Annotated in this window: 17 protein-coding genes; 10 read left to right on the top strand and 7 right to left on the bottom strand. The window is 64.9% G+C overall.

Annotation, left to right across the window (positions count from 1 at the left end; all coding sequences use genetic code 11):
• Positions 1–4 precede the first annotated feature (4 nt).
• The 5 genes from ACVMIM_RS05785 to ACVMIM_RS05765 all read right to left on the bottom strand — a co-directional run bounded on the left by ACVMIM_RS05785 (position 5) and on the right by ACVMIM_RS05765 (position 5144).
• Positions 5–616, bottom strand: coding sequence for a sulfite oxidase-like oxidoreductase (locus ACVMIM_RS05785; protein ID WP_476111047.1), 612 nt, complete (start codon positions 614–616; stop codon positions 5–7).
• Positions 617–738: 122 nt separating this feature from the next.
• Complete coding sequence (locus tag ACVMIM_RS05780) at positions 739–2274, bottom strand: DegQ family serine endoprotease (RefSeq protein WP_476111045.1); 1536 nt, start codon at positions 2272–2274, stop codon at positions 739–741.
• A gap of 188 nt (positions 2275–2462) precedes the next feature.
• Positions 2463–3209 (bottom strand): MBL fold metallo-hydrolase, encoded by a 747-nt coding sequence (locus tag ACVMIM_RS05775; RefSeq protein ID WP_476111043.1) that lies wholly within the window; start codon positions 3207–3209, stop codon positions 2463–2465.
• A gap of 14 nt (positions 3210–3223) precedes the next feature.
• Entirely contained in the window at positions 3224–4390 is a 1167-nt protein-coding gene (locus ACVMIM_RS05770) for a diphosphate--fructose-6-phosphate 1-phosphotransferase (RefSeq protein WP_476111041.1), read from the bottom strand.
• Between the two features lie 85 nt (positions 4391–4475).
• The gene (locus ACVMIM_RS05765) at positions 4476–5144 is read right to left on the bottom strand and encodes a L,D-transpeptidase (protein WP_476117112.1); all 669 of its coding nucleotides are present in this window, start codon (positions 5142–5144) and stop codon (positions 4476–4478) included.
• 344 nt (positions 5145–5488) lie between these two features.
• Between ACVMIM_RS05765 and ACVMIM_RS05760 the strand changes: the two genes are divergently transcribed.
• The 3 genes from ACVMIM_RS05760 to xylB all read left to right on the top strand — a co-directional run bounded on the left by ACVMIM_RS05760 (position 5489) and on the right by xylB (position 8998).
• Positions 5489–6112 carry a LysE family translocator gene (locus ACVMIM_RS05760; protein WP_041000337.1) on the top strand — a complete coding sequence of 208 codons (624 nt, stop codon included), beginning with the start codon at positions 5489–5491 and terminating at the stop codon, positions 6110–6112.
• A 29-nt stretch (positions 6113–6141) separates the two neighbouring features.
• The gene (locus ACVMIM_RS05755; RefSeq protein WP_476111040.1) at positions 6142–7461 is read left to right on the top strand and encodes a tetratricopeptide repeat protein; all 1320 of its coding nucleotides are present in this window, start codon (positions 6142–6144) and stop codon (positions 7459–7461) included.
• A gap of 82 nt (positions 7462–7543) precedes the next feature.
• Positions 7544–8998, top strand: a complete 1455-nt coding sequence (gene xylB / locus ACVMIM_RS05750; protein WP_476111038.1) for a xylulokinase — start codon at positions 7544–7546, stop codon at positions 8996–8998.
• Between the two features lie 92 nt (positions 8999–9090).
• On the opposite strand, the gene ACVMIM_RS05745 is transcribed toward xylB, so the two are convergent.
• Positions 9091–9453, bottom strand: coding sequence for a nuclear transport factor 2 family protein (locus ACVMIM_RS05745; RefSeq protein ID WP_476111036.1), 363 nt, complete (start codon positions 9451–9453; stop codon positions 9091–9093).
• 110 nt (positions 9454–9563) lie between these two features.
• Here ACVMIM_RS05745 and xylA point away from each other — a divergent pair, with 110 nt between their 5' ends.
• The 3 genes from xylA (at position 9564) to ACVMIM_RS05730 (ending at position 12115) form a co-directional block, all read left to right on the top strand.
• Complete coding sequence (gene xylA, locus ACVMIM_RS05740; RefSeq protein ID WP_476111034.1) at positions 9564–10889, top strand: xylose isomerase; 1326 nt, start codon at positions 9564–9566, stop codon at positions 10887–10889.
• Between the two features lie 185 nt (positions 10890–11074).
• Complete coding sequence (locus ACVMIM_RS05735) at positions 11075–11278, top strand: hypothetical protein (protein ID WP_041000347.1); 204 nt, start codon at positions 11075–11077, stop codon at positions 11276–11278.
• A gap of 75 nt (positions 11279–11353) precedes the next feature.
• The gene (locus tag ACVMIM_RS05730) at positions 11354–12115 is read left to right on the top strand and encodes a TIGR01458 family HAD-type hydrolase (RefSeq protein ID WP_476111032.1); all 762 of its coding nucleotides are present in this window, start codon (positions 11354–11356) and stop codon (positions 12113–12115) included.
• Here ACVMIM_RS05730 and ACVMIM_RS05725 read toward each other — a convergent pair.
• Positions 12096–13076 (bottom strand): GlxA family transcriptional regulator, encoded by a 981-nt coding sequence (locus tag ACVMIM_RS05725; RefSeq protein WP_041000351.1) that lies wholly within the window; start codon positions 13074–13076, stop codon positions 12096–12098. The genes ACVMIM_RS05730 and ACVMIM_RS05725 overlap by 20 nt on opposite strands.
• 138 nt (positions 13077–13214) lie before the next feature.
• Between ACVMIM_RS05725 and bcoG the strand changes: the two genes are divergently transcribed.
• From bcoG to ACVMIM_RS05705, 4 genes are read left to right on the top strand one after another with little or no spacing between them, the layout of a single operon-like run.
• Positions 13215–14138, top strand: a complete 924-nt coding sequence (gene bcoG / locus ACVMIM_RS05720; protein ID WP_041000408.1) for a 3-dehydrocarnitine:acetyl-CoA trimethylamine transferase BcoG — start codon at positions 13215–13217, stop codon at positions 14136–14138.
• Positions 14139–14155: 17 nt separating this feature from the next.
• Positions 14156–14779: an HD domain-containing protein gene (locus ACVMIM_RS05715; protein ID WP_476111029.1), complete on the top strand. Its 624-nt coding sequence runs from the start codon at positions 14156–14158 to the stop codon at positions 14777–14779.
• Positions 14780–14781: 2 nt separating this feature from the next.
• On the top strand, positions 14782–15921 hold the full coding sequence (locus tag ACVMIM_RS05710) for a carnitine 3-dehydrogenase (RefSeq protein WP_476111028.1): 1140 nt from the start codon (positions 14782–14784) through the stop codon (positions 15919–15921).
• A gap of 4 nt (positions 15922–15925) precedes the next feature.
• On the top strand, positions 15926–17089 hold the full coding sequence (locus ACVMIM_RS05705) for an acyl-CoA dehydrogenase family protein (protein ID WP_476111026.1): 1164 nt from the start codon (positions 15926–15928) through the stop codon (positions 17087–17089).
• The last annotated feature ends 11 nt before the right edge of the window (positions 17090–17100 follow it).

Raw genomic sequence — 17100 nt, 5'->3', positions numbered from 1 at the left:
GCCCTCACGGGTCACTGGAATAGCGCTGCTCGCGCCAGGGGTCGCCATACATGTGATAGCCGCGCAGCTCCCAGAAGCCCGGTTCGTCACGGTCGGTGAACTGCAGCCCATTCACCCATTTGGCCGATTTCCAGAAATAGAGATGCGGCACCAGAAGCCGCGCCGGGCCGCCATGATCGGGCGGGATCGGCTTGCCCTCATAGAGCAGCGCCACCATTGCCTTGCCGGTGACGAGGTCCTTGGTCGGTATATTGGTCGAATAGCCGTCGAAGGACAGCGCCAACGTGTAGGCCGTCGGCGGCTCGATGCTCGCATCGGCGAGGATGTCATCGATCAAGACGCCCTGCCAGGGCGTGTTGAACTTGGTCCAGGCCGTCACACAATGGATGTCGCGCGTCATCTTGCTTTGCGGCAAGGCGTTGAATTCGGCCCAGTTCCATTTCTTGAGCAACTTTGGCCCCTGCTTGAGGGTAAAGGACCAGTCCTCCGTCCGCACGCGCGGCGTCGGCCCGGCCGAGAGAACCGGGAAACCCTGTTCCAGATATTGGCCGGGCGGAATGCGCGAGTCGGTGTCCGAAGGAGGACGCCGTCCGGAGAAGAAGCCACGCGTGACCATCGAGACGCCTCCTGTACCGGCCGAACGATGCGGGCAGTGTTCTCGAATATGCCTCTACGGGCAACAGGAATCTTGAGAACGCAGCCCGCCGGGAAAGCCGGCAGGCTGCGTCAGGACTTTTGTCAGCCGGCGGCGAACGGGACCGCGACGAAGATCTGCGCGTCGCCGCGATCGATCAGCAGGAGCACCGACTTTTTGCCAGACTTGCCGGCCTCGGCGATCGCCTGATTGGCTTGCCTGGCCGTCTTCACCGGGGTCTGGTCGACGCCGATGATGACGTCGCCCGGCTGGATGCCAGCCGCCGAGGCAGCCTTGTCCGGATTGACCCGCTCGACCACTGCGCCGCGCTGGTTCTCGGAAAGGTTGAGCTGGTCGCGGATATCGGGCGTGAGGTCGGTCAGGCCGAGGCCGAGCGAGGGAACGCGCAGGCCCTGTTCGGCCGACGGGCTGCGGCCTTCATTGCCGTTCGAGGCGGTCTTCTGATCTTCGGCGTTGCGGCCGACATCGGCGGAGATCTGCATCGCCTTGCCCTTGCGCCAGATATTGACGGTTTCCTTTGCGCCCGGCGACACGTCGGCGACGGCGCGCGACAGATCCTTGGGATCCTTGATTTCCTGACCGCCGAAACCGGTGATGACGTCGCCGGTTTCAATACCGGCCTTGGCCGCCGGCGACCCGTCGGTGACCTGGGAAACCAGCGCGCCGCCAGGATGATCGAGGCCGATGGCGCTGGCGACATCCGGCGTGACCGGCTGGATCTGCACGCCGAGATAGCCGTATTCGATGTCGCCGCCCTTCATCAGCTTGGCGACAACCTTCTGCGCCTGGTCCGACGGGATGGCGAAGCCGACGCCGACGCTGCCGCCATTGGGCGAGTAGATGGCGGTGTTGATGCCGACGACGTTGCCGTTGACGTCGACCAGCGGGCCGCCGGAATTGCCGTGGTTGATCGGCGCGTCGATCTGGATGAAATCGTCGAAGGGCCCGCTATGCAGGTCGCGGCCGCGCGCCGAGACGATGCCGGCGGTAACGGTGGTGCCGATGCCGAACGGATTGCCGATCGCCAGCACCTGGTCGCCGGTCATCAGCTTGTTGGAATCGCCCCATTTGACGGTCGGCAGAGACTTGTCGGCCTTGACCTTGAGCACCGCGAGATCGTTCTTGGCGTCGTGGCCGACGAGCTTGGCGGGAAGCTCGGTGCCGTCGTCGAGCGTCACCTTGATCGAGCTCGCGCCGTCGATGACGTGATTGTTGGTAACGATGGTGCCATCCGAATTGACGATGAAGCCGGAACCGAGCGCCTCGGCGCGCGGGCCCTGCTGCTGCGGCGGCGTCCGCGGCATCGGCATGCCCTGGTCCCCGAAGAATTGCTGAAAGAACTCGTCGAAAGGAGCATTGCCGCCGAAAGGCGAACCCTCGCTAGACTGCGCCTTCATGATCGAGGTGATGGTGACGACGGCCGGCTTGGTGACGGCGATGACCGGAGCGAAAGAGCCGTTCGGAGCCGTGATGCCGGCGACGGGCGTTTGCGTCGTCGCGGCCACGGTGCTGACGCCGGCATTGTTCTGGGCGAAAGAGACGACAACGGGAGAAATGATCAGCGCGGCGCCCAGCAGGGCGGCGACGCGATGTCTGCGAAGGATGCTTGATGGTGACATGGTCGGTTCTGTCCGGGCGAGTGGTTGATCCGGCATCGCGGACGCTCCCAAGGGGTCGTCCGTCGACGTGCCGAGGGCCGGATCTGCCTGTCTCGCCGTGCATGGCAGCCGGCCGTCTCGACAGATAAACATCTAGGATGCGGAATGGCCCGAATTAGGGTTTTGCGGCGACCTTACAAAGATTTAATTCAGGATGCGCTTACGAAGCGCTCCCGCCGGCGCAGATAAGAGGAGGCAATTTGGCGCAGTCTGGCGCGGTCGAAACTTGGGCCGTGGCCGCCATGGCCGATGCGGATCGGCAGGTCGACCAGGCGCTGCATGGTGCGGCAATAGGCGGCGCGGTCCGAATCCGGCAGGTCGTCGATCAGCATGCCGTCATAGACGGCGTCGCCGGCGAAGAAGAGGCCGTCGGCCTCATCGAAAAGCCCGATCGAATCCGGCGAGTGTCCCGGCAAATGTAGCACGCGGAATTTCCGGTCGCCGAGATCGACGGCTTCGCCCTCGTCGAGCGCGCGGGTCAGCGGCGCGGACGGAATCCGGTAATCGGCCGCCTTCCAGTCCGGCGCCGGCAGCTTCGAGACGGCGCCGTCGAGATTGTGGAACATATAGGCGTAGGTGACGGCATCATCCATGCCGTCGAACTGCGCCGCGCTCATCCTCGGCCCCATGCGCAGCGGGAATTCGTGCAGCGAGCCGACATGGTCGAGATGGATGTGGGTCGCGACGACGATGAGCGGCTTGCCGGGCGGCGTGTCGATCTCGGGCGCCAACGGACAAATGCCCATGCCGGTGTCGACCAGCAGATCCGCGTCGCGGCCCTTCAGATGCCACATATTGGCGCGCACGAAATCATGCACGAAGGGCTCGGTCAGCATCGTGGTGGCGGCATCGACTTCCGCCTTGCCGAACCAGTCGCCCACCACAAGCTCGGGCATCGAGCCGCCACCCATCAGACGAAGGGCTTCCCGACCTTGTATTTTTCTGGCACCAGTCGCTTCAGATAGGCCATGCCGGTTTCCGAGAGCTGGTTGGCGTCCGGCTTCAGGAAATCGTCCGGCATATGGCGCGTCTTGCCGGCCACCGCCTTCAGCGGCATTTTCTTCAACACCGTCTTCGACCCGTCATATTGCAGCGCGACCGAGCCGCCGCCTTCGCCGGCGACGGCAACCGCGAAGGCGCCGGCATCGAAGGCCTCCTGCGCGTCGACGGCGCTGATCGCGCCGACATAGCCGCGCGGCATGTAGCCCAGCGCGTCAACCCGCGCGCGCTTCCCCGGCAGGCCTTCGGCAAGCGCCCGTTCCAGCGCCGCCGGCAGATCGCTGCCCGACAGTTTGACATTGCCGTGCTGGTCGCGCTCGAGCTTGTCCGGCGGCACCAGGCTTTCGACCAGCGCCTTGCCGTCGGCGGTGCTGACGCCTTCCGAGACGGCGACGATGCAGCGCTCGTGGCGATCCAGCTTTTCGCGCACTTCATCGATGAAGCGCTTCGCCGAAAAGGCACGCTCCGGCACATAGACCAGATGCGGGCCGCTGTCGGGATCGAGCTGCCAAGCGGCCGCGGCGGCGGTCAGGAAGCCGGCGTGCCGGCCCATGACGATACCGACATAGATGCCGGGCAGGGCGCGGAAATCGAGGTCGACCGAGAGGAAGGCGCCGGCGACGAATTCGGCCGCCGAGATGAAGCCCGGCGTGTGGTCGTTCTCCTCGAGATCGTTGTCGATGGTCTTGGGCGCATGCACGAAGGCGATCGAGCCGCCGGCGGCGTCGGTCAGGATCTGCTGCGTGCCCGAGGTGTCGTTGCCGCCGATATAGATGAAGGCGTCGGCGCCGGCCTTTTTCAAGCCGTTGAGGATGACCTCGCAATAGGCGGCGTCAGGCTTGTCGCGGGTCGAGCCAAGGGCCGCGCTCGGCGTGCCGGCAATCAGCCGCAGCCGATCCTCGGGGATGGCGGAGAGATCGACATAATTGCCGTCACGGATGCCGCGTACGCCATGGATCGAGCCCAGCACCTTGGCGCCTGGATGGCGCTTGCGGATTTCCAGCGTGGCGCCGACGACCGTCTGGTTGATGACGGCGGTCGGACCGCCGCCTTGCGCGATGACGAAGGTTCCAGCCATGCTTTTTCTCCCGAGGCGAAGGTTTTCACGGCACCTTCGCCTGTCTTGCGGCATCGCGCAACGGAAGAGTGGGCCGACGGAGCGATCAGACCACGACGACCGGGTTCTTCTTGGAAACGCGGCTGTAGAGGTCGATGATGTCCTGGTTGATCAAGCGCACGCAGCCCGACGACATCGCCTGGCCAATGCTCCACCATTCGGGCGAACCGTGGATGCGGTAGCCGGTGTCCTTGCCGTTCTGATAGATGTAGAGGGCCCGGGCGCCGAGCGGATTGGTGGGGCCGCCGGGCTGGCCGCCCTGCCATTTCACCAGTTCCGGCTTGCGCTGGATCATCTCCGGCGGCGGCGTCCACACCGGCCATTCGCGGCCGTACTGGATGTTGGCGCGGCCCGACCAGCGGAAGCCGTCCTTGCCGATGCCGACGCCGTAGCGGATGGCATCGCCGCCCGGCTGGACGAGATAGAGCATGCGCTCCTCAAGATGGACGACGATGGTGCCGGGCGCCTCGCCGGTCTTGTCGACGACGATCTGGCGGCGGAACTGCGGCTTGACCTTCTGCCACGGCACGGCCGGAACCTCGAAACCACCATCGGTGAGCGAGGCATACATGACGTCGGGACCGGTGATGTTCTTGTCGACGCTGATCGCCGGGCGCATCGGCGGCACGGAACCGGTGACGGTGTTGTCGAGCTGCATTTGCGGCAGGTCGAGCGTGTCGGTGGTGCTGCAGGCGGCAAGGCTGAGCAGCGCCATGGCGCCGGCGCCCGAAAGCACGGCGCGGCGGGAAAGGAGAATTTCGGTATCGATTGCGGCGCCGTTGGAAGGCGGCGTCAGACTTTGCGGCAACTCGCGCATGCACCAAACCCTACGCTGCCGGCGGGAAGCACGGTCCGGCCGGATCGCAGGCATTTTCAGCAGTCATGGTTGAAAAAGGGTGAAACGCGGGCGTCCGGCTTAACCCTAACCAATGGTTGCAGCGATCGATTGGGCTGCGGCCCAAGCGCTGAAGATTTTCGCCGAAGATTCTTTCAGCGGCCCCTTTACATTCCCGCCGGCCCCGGGATTTATCCTGTTCTTTGCGCTCAAGGAGCAGGGAAATGTCCTTCGAAAACTGGGCCGCCTTCGCCGCCGCCTCTTCCATCCTTCTCGTCATTCCGGGCCCGACGATCCTCTTGGTCGTCTCCTATGCGCTGGGCCAGGGCTGGCGCACTGCGCTGCCGATGGCGGTGGGCGTCGCGCTCGGCGACTTCACCGCAATGACGCTGTCGATGCTCGGCATCGGCGCGCTGCTCGCGGCCTCGGCCACGGTGTTCACCGTGCTCAAGGTGATCGGCGCCGGCTATCTGATCTATCTCGGCATAAAGCTGTTCCGCGCCGGCGGCGCGCTGAAGGCGGAACCCCGCACCGACGCCGTCTCGGCGGCAAGGATGATGGCCCACGCCTGGCTGGTGACGGCGCTCAACCCGAAAAGCATCACCTTCTTCGTCGCCTTCCTGCCGCAGTTCCTCGACCGGCATGCCGATTTCTGGACGCAGATGCTGGTCTTCGAGACGACCTTCCTGACGTTGGCCTTCCTCAACGCCTTCGGCTACGCGCTGATTGCATCCAGGGCCCGGGCGGTCGTGCGCAACCCGAAGGCGATCCGCATCTTCAACCGCACCGGCGGAACGCTGCTGGTCGGCGCCGGCATCGCTACCGTAGCGATGCGCTCCAGCGGCTAGGTTCGAGCCGTCGATAGCGAGGATATATGATGAAGGACGCATTCGGTCTTACCTATTCCGGTGCGACCGAAGCCGGATACTCGTCCTACGCCCGCGCCGTGCATGAGCTGCAATGCTTCATCGGCGACCCGGTGGGTTCCATCGACTGCGCCATTGCCAATGACCCGGCCTTTGTAATGGCGCATGTCTTCAAGGGCTATCTTTTCGGCCTCGCCACCGAGCGGGATGCGACGGCGGTCGCCCGATCCAGCCATCAGGCGGCGCTGCCGCTCGCCGCCACGGCGCGCGAACAGGCGCATGTCGCGGCGCTTGGCCATCTTGCCGATGGGCGATGGCATGAAGCCGCCCGTATCCTGGAGGATATCGCGATCGACAATCCTCGCGACGCGCTGGCGCTGCAGGTCGGGCACCAGATCGATTTCTTCACCGGCAACGCGCGCATGCTGCGCGACCGAATCGGCCGGGCGCTGCCGGCCTGGCAGAAAAACATGGCGGGTTACCACGCCATTCTCGGCATGCAGGCCTTCGGGCTGGAGGAAATGGGCGATTACGCCCGCGCCGAGTCCCTGGGCCGGCAAGCCATCGAGATCGAGCCGCGCGACGGCTGGGCGCAGCATGCGGTCGCGCATGTCATGGAAATGCAAAGCCGGCAAAGGGATGGCATAGCCTGGATGCGCGCCAATCCCGACGCGTGGTCGAAGGACAGCTTCCTAAAAATCCACAATTGGTGGCACCTGGCGCTGTTCCACTATGACCTCGGCGATACGAACGAGGTGCTCGAGCTCTATGACGGGCCGATCTATGGCGACCGCTCGACATTGGCGCTCAACATGGTCGATGCCTCGGCGATCCTGTGGCGCCTCACCCTGGGCGGCATCGATGTCGGCGACCGTTGGGCGGCACTTGCCGAAAACTGGATCCCGAAAGCCGCCGCCGGTAACTACGCCTTCAACGACGCCCATGCGATGATGGCCTTTGTCGGCGCCGAGCTGGAAGCGCCGAAGAAAACGCTGCTCGAGGCGCAGCGCGAAGCGATGCGCGGCAGCGACGACAATGCCGCCTTCACCCGCGATGTCGGCCATCCGCTGACGCTCGCGATCAAGGCCTTCGGCGAGGGCAATTACGACGAGACCGTGCGCCTGATCCGGCCGATCCGCTCGATCGCGCACCGTTTCGGCGGCAGCCACGCGCAGCGCGACGTGATCGACCTGACCTTGATCGAGGCCGCGCTGCGCGCCGGCCATATTGCGCTGGCGCGGGCGCTGACAGCCGAGCGGCAGCTCGCCCGTCCCGACACCCCGCTGTCGGCGCTGTTCTCGCGCCGCGCCGCCGATTTGCCGGACAATTGACCCGGGGCGGATCTTGTCTTAAAAACTGGCCAAGCCAGATTTTTTCGAGACCCGAAAAAATTAATGGCGATGGGAGGACATCATGTATCTCGGCCTCGACCTGGGCACTTCGGGCGTCAAGGCGCTGCTGATCGACGACGGCCAGAAGGTCCTCGGCTCTGGCCATGGCTCGCTCGACGTCTCGCGGCCGCATCCGGGCTGGTCGGAGCAGGATCCGGCCCATTGGATCGGGGCCTGCGAGACGGCGATTGCCGAACTCAAGGCCTCGCACCCGAAGGAGCTTGCCGCGGTCAAGGGCATCGGTCTTTCCGGCCAGATGCATGGCGCCACGCTGCTCGACACCGCAGACAAGGTGCTGCGCCCCTGCATCCTGTGGAACGACACGCGCAGCCATGTCGAGGCGGCGGCGCTCGACGCCGATCCGCGCTTCCGCAAGCTCACCGGCAACATCGTCTTCCCCGGCTTCACCGCGCCAAAGCTTGCCTGGGTGAAGAACAACGAGCCGGCGATTTTTGCCAAGGTAGCGAAAGTGCTGCTGCCCAAGGATTACCTGCGGCTCTGGCTGACCGGCGAGCATATCTCCGAAATGTCGGATTCAGCCGGCACGTCCTGGCTCGATGTCGGCAAGCGGCGCTGGGCGCCCGAATTGCTGGCGGCGACATCGCTCGACGAAAAACACATGCCGTCGCTGGTCGAAGGCACGGCGAGGGCCGGCGGCTTGCGCGGCGAGCTCGCGGCGAAGTGGGGCGTTACGGCCGGCATCCCGATCGCCGGCGGCGCCGGCGACAACGCGGCTTCCGCCTGCGGCATGGGCACGGTGGGCGCCGGGCATGCGTTCGTGTCGCTCGGCACTTCGGGCGTGCTCTTCGCGGCGAACGCCTCCTATCTGCCCAATCCGGAAAGCGCGGTGCATACCTTCTGCCATGCGCTGCCCGCCACTTGGCACCAGATGGGCGTGATCCTGTCGGCCACCGATTCGCTCAACTGGCTTTCGGAGATCACGGGAAAGAGCGCCGGCGACCTGACCGGCGAGCTCGGCGATACGCTGAAGGCGCCGACGGGTGTCACCTTCCTGCCCTATCTGTCGGGCGAGCGCACGCCGCACAATGATTCCGCCATTCGCGGCTCGTTTACCGGGCTGGCGCATCAGTCGAGCCGGGCCGTGCTGACGCAGGCCGTGCTCGAAGGCGTCGCCTTCGCCTTCCGCGACAGTCTCGAAGCGCTGAAGACAGCCGGCACGACGCTGAGCCGGGTGACTGCGATCGGCGGCGGCTCGCGCTCACGCTATTGGCTGAAGGCGATTGCCACAGCGCTGCAGGTGCCGGTCGATATTCCGGCCGACGGCGATTTCGGCGCCGCCTTCGGCGCGGCGCGGCTGGGTCTGATCGCCGCGACCGGCGCCGATCCGCTTGCGGTCTGCACGGCGCCGGCGACCGATGCGACAATCGAGCCGGACGCTGGCCTCGGCGGCGCCTTCGCGGATGCTTATCAGCGCTACCGTGCGCTCTATCCGGCGATCCGGGCCGTAGCCGCGTGAGAGGACGCGAGGCCCCCCTCTCTGCCCTGCCGAGCATCTCCCCCGCAAGGGGGGAGATTGGCAGTTGGAGCGCCCCGCTCGCTCCTGCAGCCTCACTGCGCCGGCACCTTGTCCAAAAATCCGGTGACGCTCTTCAGGCGACCGTTCTCGATGATGCCGATATCGGTGCCTTCGATGACGGATTCGGTACCTTCGGGTCCCAGATTCCACGAGAAGCGAATCTTGTCGGCGAAACCGTCCGGCTCGCCCTTCAGCCAGAAGCGGAAGCCGGCGAAGCGCTGCTGCACGCCGTCGATCAGCGCCGCGACGCCTGCATGGCCGTCGCCCTGCATGACCGGGTCGCGATAGCTGACATCCTCGGTAAAGGCGGCGTCAAGCAGCGCCTTGCGGCGGGCCGCATCGCTCTCGTTCCAGGCGGCGATATAGTTGCGGGCAGTCGTGTTGAGATCGGTCATTGTCATGCTCCTTCGTTGGATGGTTTCGACATGACCCTTTTCGCGCCCCGCAAGAGCGAAACCAATTACGCCTGAGGTAATCGGGCAAAGCACTGGAGAGGAAGGAAACCATGAGCAGCGGATTTTTCGGCGACATCAAAAAGATCAAGTATGAAGGGCCGGATTCGACCAATCCGCTGGCCTACCGGTTCTACAATCCGGACGAGGTGGTGGCCGGCAAGCGGCTGGAAGACCATCTGCGCTTCGCCGTCGCCTATTGGCATTCCTTCGCATGGCCGGGCGGCGACCCCTTCGGCGGCCAGACCTTCGACCGGCCCTGGTTCGCCAAGCCGGGCGGCATCGACACGATGGAACTGGCCAAGCTCAAGGCCGATGTCGCCTTCGAAATGTTCTCGCTGCTTGGCGCGCCCTATTTCTGCTTCCACGACGCCGACGTGCGCCCGGAAGGCAAGGATTTCTCCGAAAGCGCTGCGCGCCTCGACGAGATCACCGACTATTTCGCGACCAAGATGAAAGAGACCGGCGTCAAGCTGCTCTGGGGCACGGCGAATCTCTTCTCGCATCGCCGCTTCATGGCGGGCGCGGCCACCAATCCCGATCCGGATGTGTTCGCCTATGCGGCGGCCACGGTGAAGAAATGCATCGATGTCACCAAGAAGCTGAAGGGCGAGAACTATGTGCTGTGGGGCGGGCGCGAGGGTTATGAGACGCTGCTCAACACCGACCTTGCCCGCGAGCAGGAACAGGCCGGCCGCTTCCTCAATCTCGTCGTCGATTACAAGCACAAAATAGGCTTCAAGGGCACGATCCTGATCGAGCCGAAGCCGCAGGAGCCGACCAAGCACCAGTACGACTACGATGTCGCGACCGTCTATGGTTTCCTCAAGCGCTTCGGATTAGAGAAGGAGGTCAAGCTCAACATCGAGCAGGGCCACGCCATCCTCGCCGGCCATTCCTTCGAGCACGAGCTGGCTTTGGCCAATGCGCTCGGCATCTTCGGTTCGATCGACATGAACCGCAACGACTACCAGTCGGGCTGGGACACCGACCAGTTCCCCAACAACGTTCCTGAAATGGCGTTGGCCTATTACCAGATCCTGCAGGGGGGCGGCTTCAAGACCGGCGGCACCAATTTCGACGCCAAGCTCCGGCGTCAGTCCCTCGACCCGGACGATCTCCTGATCGGCCATATCGGCGGCATGGATGCCTGCGCGCGCGGCCTCAAGGCGGCGGCCAAGATGGTCGAGGATAAAGCGCTATCCGGCCCGCTCGCCGAACGCTATGCCGGCTGGAACACGGCCGAAGGCAAGGCGATGCTGTCGGGCAAGCGCACGCTGGAGGAGATCGCCGAACGCGTGGTGAAGGAGAAGATCGAGCCGCAGCCGCGCTCCGGCCGGCAGGAGCTGCTCGAAAACATCGTCAATCGCTACGTCTGACTGCGCAGCGGCTGCCCGACCGCAGCGGCTGCCGTTAAATTCGCCTTCGCGCGGGGCAGGACTTCACGACAAGGTCTTGCCCCGAACCGCCCCTCAATCGCCCCATCCTTGCCTTCAAACAGCCGTCACGGAACTCGTATAAACGTGACTCCTGTGGCGGGAAGGAAAGAAGGAGGCGAAACGTTATGCAGCACGAACGCGAAATCGACGCCCTGCTCTCTCCCAGCGAGGCTGGTTCGATCATCGATCGGCTGATGGCGCTGCCGCATTCGAAAGACGGCGCCCGCAAGCCAAATGAATGGGATCGCGCGGTCGCCGCGCGGCTCGAAACGGCGCTGGCCAGGAGCATGCGCTCGCGCATCGTCGGTGAAGGCCGCGACGCCGCCTGATTCTTCCATGGCCTGATTCTTCCTTAATTTGACGAACGGAGACTGTTTCTCCATCCTGCATCGATGATACGCGCGGTGCTGCTCGATCTTCTGGGTGTTGTCTACGATGGCGACGTCCAGATAGCAGGCGCCGCGGCAGCCATGGAGCGGCTGCGCGGCACCGGTCTGCCGCTCCGTTTCGTCAGCAACACGACACGTTCGTCGCGCGACGCAATCATTGCCCAGCTTGCCGGGCTGGGCATCGAGGTAGATGACGAGGAATTGCAGACGCCGGCGCGCGCAGCCGTCGAATGGCTCCGCAAGCATGGCCGCCGACCGCATCTGCTCGTCCATCCCGACCTCAAGGCCGAGTTTTCCGGAGTGGAAGGCGGAAGCGATAAAGCCGTCGTCGTCGGCGATGCCGGCGAGGCGTTCGATTATGCAAGCCTCAACCGGGCGTTCCGCGAACTGGTCGCCGGCGCCGATTTTCTGGCTTTGGCCATCAATCGAACCTTCAAGGATGCCGACGGACTGCTCAGCCTCGACACCGGCGCCTTCGTCGCGGCGCTCGAATTCGCCAGCGGCCGCAGCCCGGTCGTGCTCGGCAAGCCCTCGCCTGAATTCTTCCACTCGGCGCTTGCCGGTTTGAGTTGCCCGCCGGCCGATGCGGTCATGGTCGGCGACGATGCGGAGAGCGATGTTGCCGGTGCTTTGCGCGCCGGGCTCGGCGCGGCGCTGCTCGTGCGGACCGGCAAGTACCGTCCTGGCGACGAAACGCGCTTCGATCCGGCGCCTACGGCTGTGGTCGACGATCTGGCGGCAGCGACCGATTGGATAATCAGCCGCGCCGCAGCCTGACCGGCGCCTCGCCGAACGCCCTGGAGAACGCCCTAGAAAAAGCCGCGGCGGACGAAAAGCCTGTGCGTCCGGCAATATCGGCCATGGCGATGCGCGTGTCGACCACCAGGCGGCGGGCGGCGCTGAGGCGCAGCCTCAGATAGTAGGCGCCGGGCGTCTCGCCGATCGATCTGCGAAAAATGCCTTCCAGCGTCCGTGCCGTGACGCCGGCGCGTTTTGCCACCGCATCGATGGTGAGCGGCTGGTCGACATGCGATTCCATCAAGCGGATCGCCTGGGCGAGCCTAGGGTCGTAGCCGTCGAGCCGGCCGAGCGAGACCAGCGGCTGCGCATCCGTCGCGGCGCGGGCCTGGTCGTAGATGAAGACGCTCGCCACATCGAGCGCCACGGCCATGCCGAGCCTTGTGCGAACGAGATGCAGCATCAGGTCGAAGGTTGGCGAGGCGCCGCCGGAGGTGAAGACCGGACCGTCGATGACATAGCGGTCCGGCCGAACGTCGACGCCCGGGAATGCGGCGGAAAAATCTTCCATGTCCTCCCAATGCGTGGTGGCGCTGCGGCCCTCGAGCAGGCCGGCGCGCGCCACCAGCCAGGTGCCGGCCTCGACGCCGCCGCAGGCGCGGGCCGCACGCGCCGCCCTGCGCAAGCCGGCAAGCAATGCCGACGTGGCGTAGTTCTGCGTGCCGAAGCCGGCGACGACGACCAGCATGTCGGTCGGCTCGGCCGCGTCGAAGCGGCCGCTGACGGACACGGGAAGGCCGCAAGTCGTGACCGGCGCCTCGCCGGTGACCGAGACCAGCTTGAAATCGAACAGCGTCTCGCCCGAGACGCGATTTGCGGCGCGCAACGGATCGACCGCCGAGGCCACGCACATGATCGACGAGCCCGAGAACACCAGGAACGTCACCTTCAGCGTTTCGCGCTCGGCACGAAAGATGGTCGGCTTTTCGCTTTTTATCATGAGAGCTTCGTAAAACGCAAAACAGTTTCCGGCAAGTCGGTCATTCTTGGCCAGCTTCGGCGCATGGTCGTCATAGCAAAGCCGGTTTCCAGCTTTTTGCTCGACATGGATGGCCGATCGAATCTGGGAGGAAAGACGATGCCGCTCGCGATGAACCGTGAGGTCTTCATTACTTGTGCCGTGACCGGTTCCGGCGGCACGCAGGACCGCAGCCCACACGTGCCGCGCTCGCCCAAGCAGATCGCCGATTCGGCGATCGACGCGGCCAAGGCGGGCGCCGCGATCGTCCACTGCCATGTGCGCGACCCCGAGACCGGCAAGCCCAGGCGCGACGTGCATCTCTACCGCGAAGTGACCGAGCGCATCCGCGAGGCGAATGTGGACGTGGTGCTGAATCTCACCGCCGGCATGGGCGGCGACATGGTGTTCGGCCCGCCGGAAAGCCCGCTGCCGCTGAGCGAGAAAGGCACCGACATGGGCGGCGCGTCGAACCGCATGGAGCATGTCCGCCAGTGCCTGCCGGAGATCTGCACGCTGGATTGCGGCACGATGAACTTCGCCGAGGCCGATTATGTGATGACCAACACGCCGGGCATGCTGCGCGCCATGGGCGGCATGATGACGGCGCTGGGGGTCAAGCCGGAGATCGAGGCCTTCGATACCGGACATCTGTGGTTCGCCAAGCAGCTCGTCGAGGAGAAGGTGCTCAACCCGGACGCGCTGGTGCAGCTCTGCATGGGCGTGCCGTGGGGCGCGCCGGACGACCTCAACACCTTCATGGCGATGGTCAACAACGTGCCCTCGACCTGGAACTGGTCGGCCTTCTCGATCGGCCGCAACCAGATGGCCTATGCGGCGGCCGCCGTGCTTGCCGGCGGCAATGTCCGCGTCGGCCTTGAGGACAATCTGTGGCTCGACAAGGGCGTGCTGGCCACCAACGCGCAACTCGTCGAACGCGCCGTGAGCATCGTCACCAATCTCGGCGCGCGCGTGCTCGGTCCTGAGGAAGTGCGCAAGAAGCTCAATCTAACCAAGCGGGCGCCGATCGCAGCCGCGGCATAAGGCGGGGAGCGCGCACGATGGCTACCGTCAAATTCACCGCGATGAAGGACGGCGACAAGGAAGACTACGAATTCCTGACCGCCCATGAGATCGACTATGCCGCCAAGACCGGCGACCGGCTGCTCGACGCGCTCGTGCAATTGGACGAAGGGCTTTCCGGCTACAAGATCACCCGGCTTGGCCATTCCCTGCAGGCGGCGACGCGCGCCTGGAAGGATGGCGCCGACACCGACTGGATCGTCTCGGCGCTGCTGCATGACATCGGCGATATCTACGCGCCCTACAATCACGATGAGTATGCCGCGACGATCCTGAAGCCTTTTGTGCGCGAGCAATGCACCTGGGTCGTGGAGAAGCACGGCGACTTCCAGCGCCTCTATTACGCTCATCACCTGGGCGGCAACCGGCATGCCCGCGACCGCTTCGCCGGCCATCCCTATTTCGACGATTGCGACCAGTTCTGCGAGCGCTGGGACCAGTCGAGTTTCGACCCCGATTACGAGACGCTGCCGGTCGAATTCTTCCGGCCCTTCGTGCTCGAAGTGTTTGCCCGCAAGGCCTACGATCCGGCAGTGATCCGCGCCGGCGAGCGCGTCGCCCTCACCAATCCCGACACAGCCAAGACGAGAACCGGAGCCTGACCATGAGCATCATCAACAAGGCTGCCGCCATCGGCGGCGGCGTCATCGGGGCCGGCTGGGTGGCGCGGCTGCTGCTCAACGGCATCGATGTGTCGATCTTCGATCCGGATCCGGAAGCGTCGCGCAAGGTCGGCGAAGTGATGAAGGGCGCACGCCGCGCCTATAAGCAGATGCTGCCGGACGGCCTGCCCAAGGAAGGCAAGCTGACCTTCGCCAAGACCATCGCCGAGGCGGTCGCCGACGCCGATTTCATCCAGGAAAGCGTGCCGGAGCGGCTCGACCTCAAGCACAAGGTGCTGGCCGAGATCGACCAGCATGCGCCGGCCAACGCCATCGTCGGCTCGTCCACCTCCGGCATCAAGCCGACCGACATGCAGGTGGCGATGAAGAAGCATCCGGAGCGGCTGGTCGTCGGCCATCCGTTCAACCCGGTTTATCTTCTGCCGCTGGTCGAGATCGTCGGCGGCGAACAGACCTTCCCCGAGGCGATCGAGGTCGCCAAGGAGCTCTACGCCTCGATCGGCATGAAGCCGGTGGTGGTGCGCAAGGAGATCGAAGCCTTTGTCGGCGACCGCCTGCTCGAAGCCGCCTGGCGCGAGGCGCTGTGGCTGGTCAAGGACGGCATCTGCACCGTCGAGGAGCTCGACGACATCATGCGCTATTCCTTCGGCCTGCGTTGGGCGCAGATGGGCATGTTCCAGGTCTATCGCGTCGCCGGCGGCGAGGCTGGCATGCGCCACTTCATGGCGCAGTTCGGACCCTGCCTGAAATGGCCATGGACCAAGCTGATGGACGTGCCGGAGTTCAACGACGAACTGGTCGACCTGATCGCCACGCAGTCGGACGAGCAGGCGCATGGCCTCTCGATCCGCGAGCTGGAGCGCATCCGCGACGACAATCTGGTCGCGATCATGGAAGCGCTATCGAAGCAGAACAAGGGCAAGGGCTGGGGCGCCGGCGCGCTGCACAAGGACTATACCAGGCAGCTCGCCAAGCTGGCGGCAAGGAAGACCCCGGCCAAGCCTGTCGCAAAGGCCAAGCCGGCGAAGAAGGCCGAGAAGCCGGCAAAGGCTGAAAAGCCGATAAAAGCCGGGAAGCCCGCCAAGGCCGATAAGGCGAAGAAGAGCAAGAAGAAGGGGTGAGGCGATGCATTTCGGTCTTTCGGAAGAACAGAAGCTCATCGTCGACACGACGCGCGCCTTCGTCGAGAACGAGCTTTACCCGCATGAGCGCGAGGTGGAGCGCACCGGCGTGCTGCGCCGCGAGCTGATCGACGAATTGAAGGCCAAGGCGATCGAGGCCGGGCTTTACGCGGCCAACATGCCGGCCGATGTCGGCGGCGCCGGCCTCGATACGGTGAGCTGGCTGCTCTACGAGAAGGAGCTCGGCCGCGCCAATTACGCGCTGCATTGGACCTGCGTGGCGCGCCCGTCCAACATCCTGCTCGCCGGCACGCCGGAGCAGCGCGAGAAATACCTCTTCCCTTGCATTCGCGGCGAGAAGTGGGACTGCCTGGCGATGACCGAGCCGGGCGCAGGCTCCGACCTGCGCGGCATGAAGGCCACCGCCATGCAGGACGGCTCTGACTGGGTGCTCAACGGCACCAAGCATTTCATCAGCCACGCCGACATCGCCGACTTCGCCATCGTCTTCATGGCCTCGGGCGAAGAGGATTCACCGCGTGGCAAACGCAAGAAGATCACCGCCTTCTTCGTCGACAAGGGCACCAAGGGCTTCACGGTGCGCGACGGCTACCGCAATGTCTCGCATCGCGGCTATACCAACTCGATCCTGGAGTTCGACGACTGCCGGCTGCCGGCTTCCCAGGTGCTCGGCGAAGTGCACAAGGGCTTCGACGTCGCCAATTCCTGGCTCGGCGCGACCCGTCTGCAGGTCGGCGCCACCTGCCTCGGCCGCGCCGAACGCGCGCTGTCGCATGCCATCGAATATGCCGCGCAGCGCCAGCAGTTCGGCCAGCAGATCGGCAAGTTCCAAGGCGTCTCCTTCAAGCTCGCCGACATGGCGACGGAACTGAAGGCCGCCGACCTGATGGTCTTCGAAGCCGGCTGGAAGTACGATCAGGGCACCGTCACCGACCAGGACATGGCCATGGCCAAGCTCAAGGCCACCGAAATGCTGGCCTATGTCGCCGACGAAGCCATCCAGATCCATGGCGGCATGGGGCTGATGGACGACCTGCCGCTGGAGCGCATCTGGCGCGACGCCCGTGTCGAGCGCATCTGGGAAGGCACGTCGGAGATTCAGCGACATATTATTTCGCGGGCGCTGCTGCGTCCGTTCGGAGCTTAGAGCATGATATG

This window comes from Mesorhizobium sp. USDA 4413, assembly GCF_056280365.1.
Note: the sequence above shows the minus strand (reverse complement) of the source record. Positions and strands in the feature narration are given on the sequence as shown.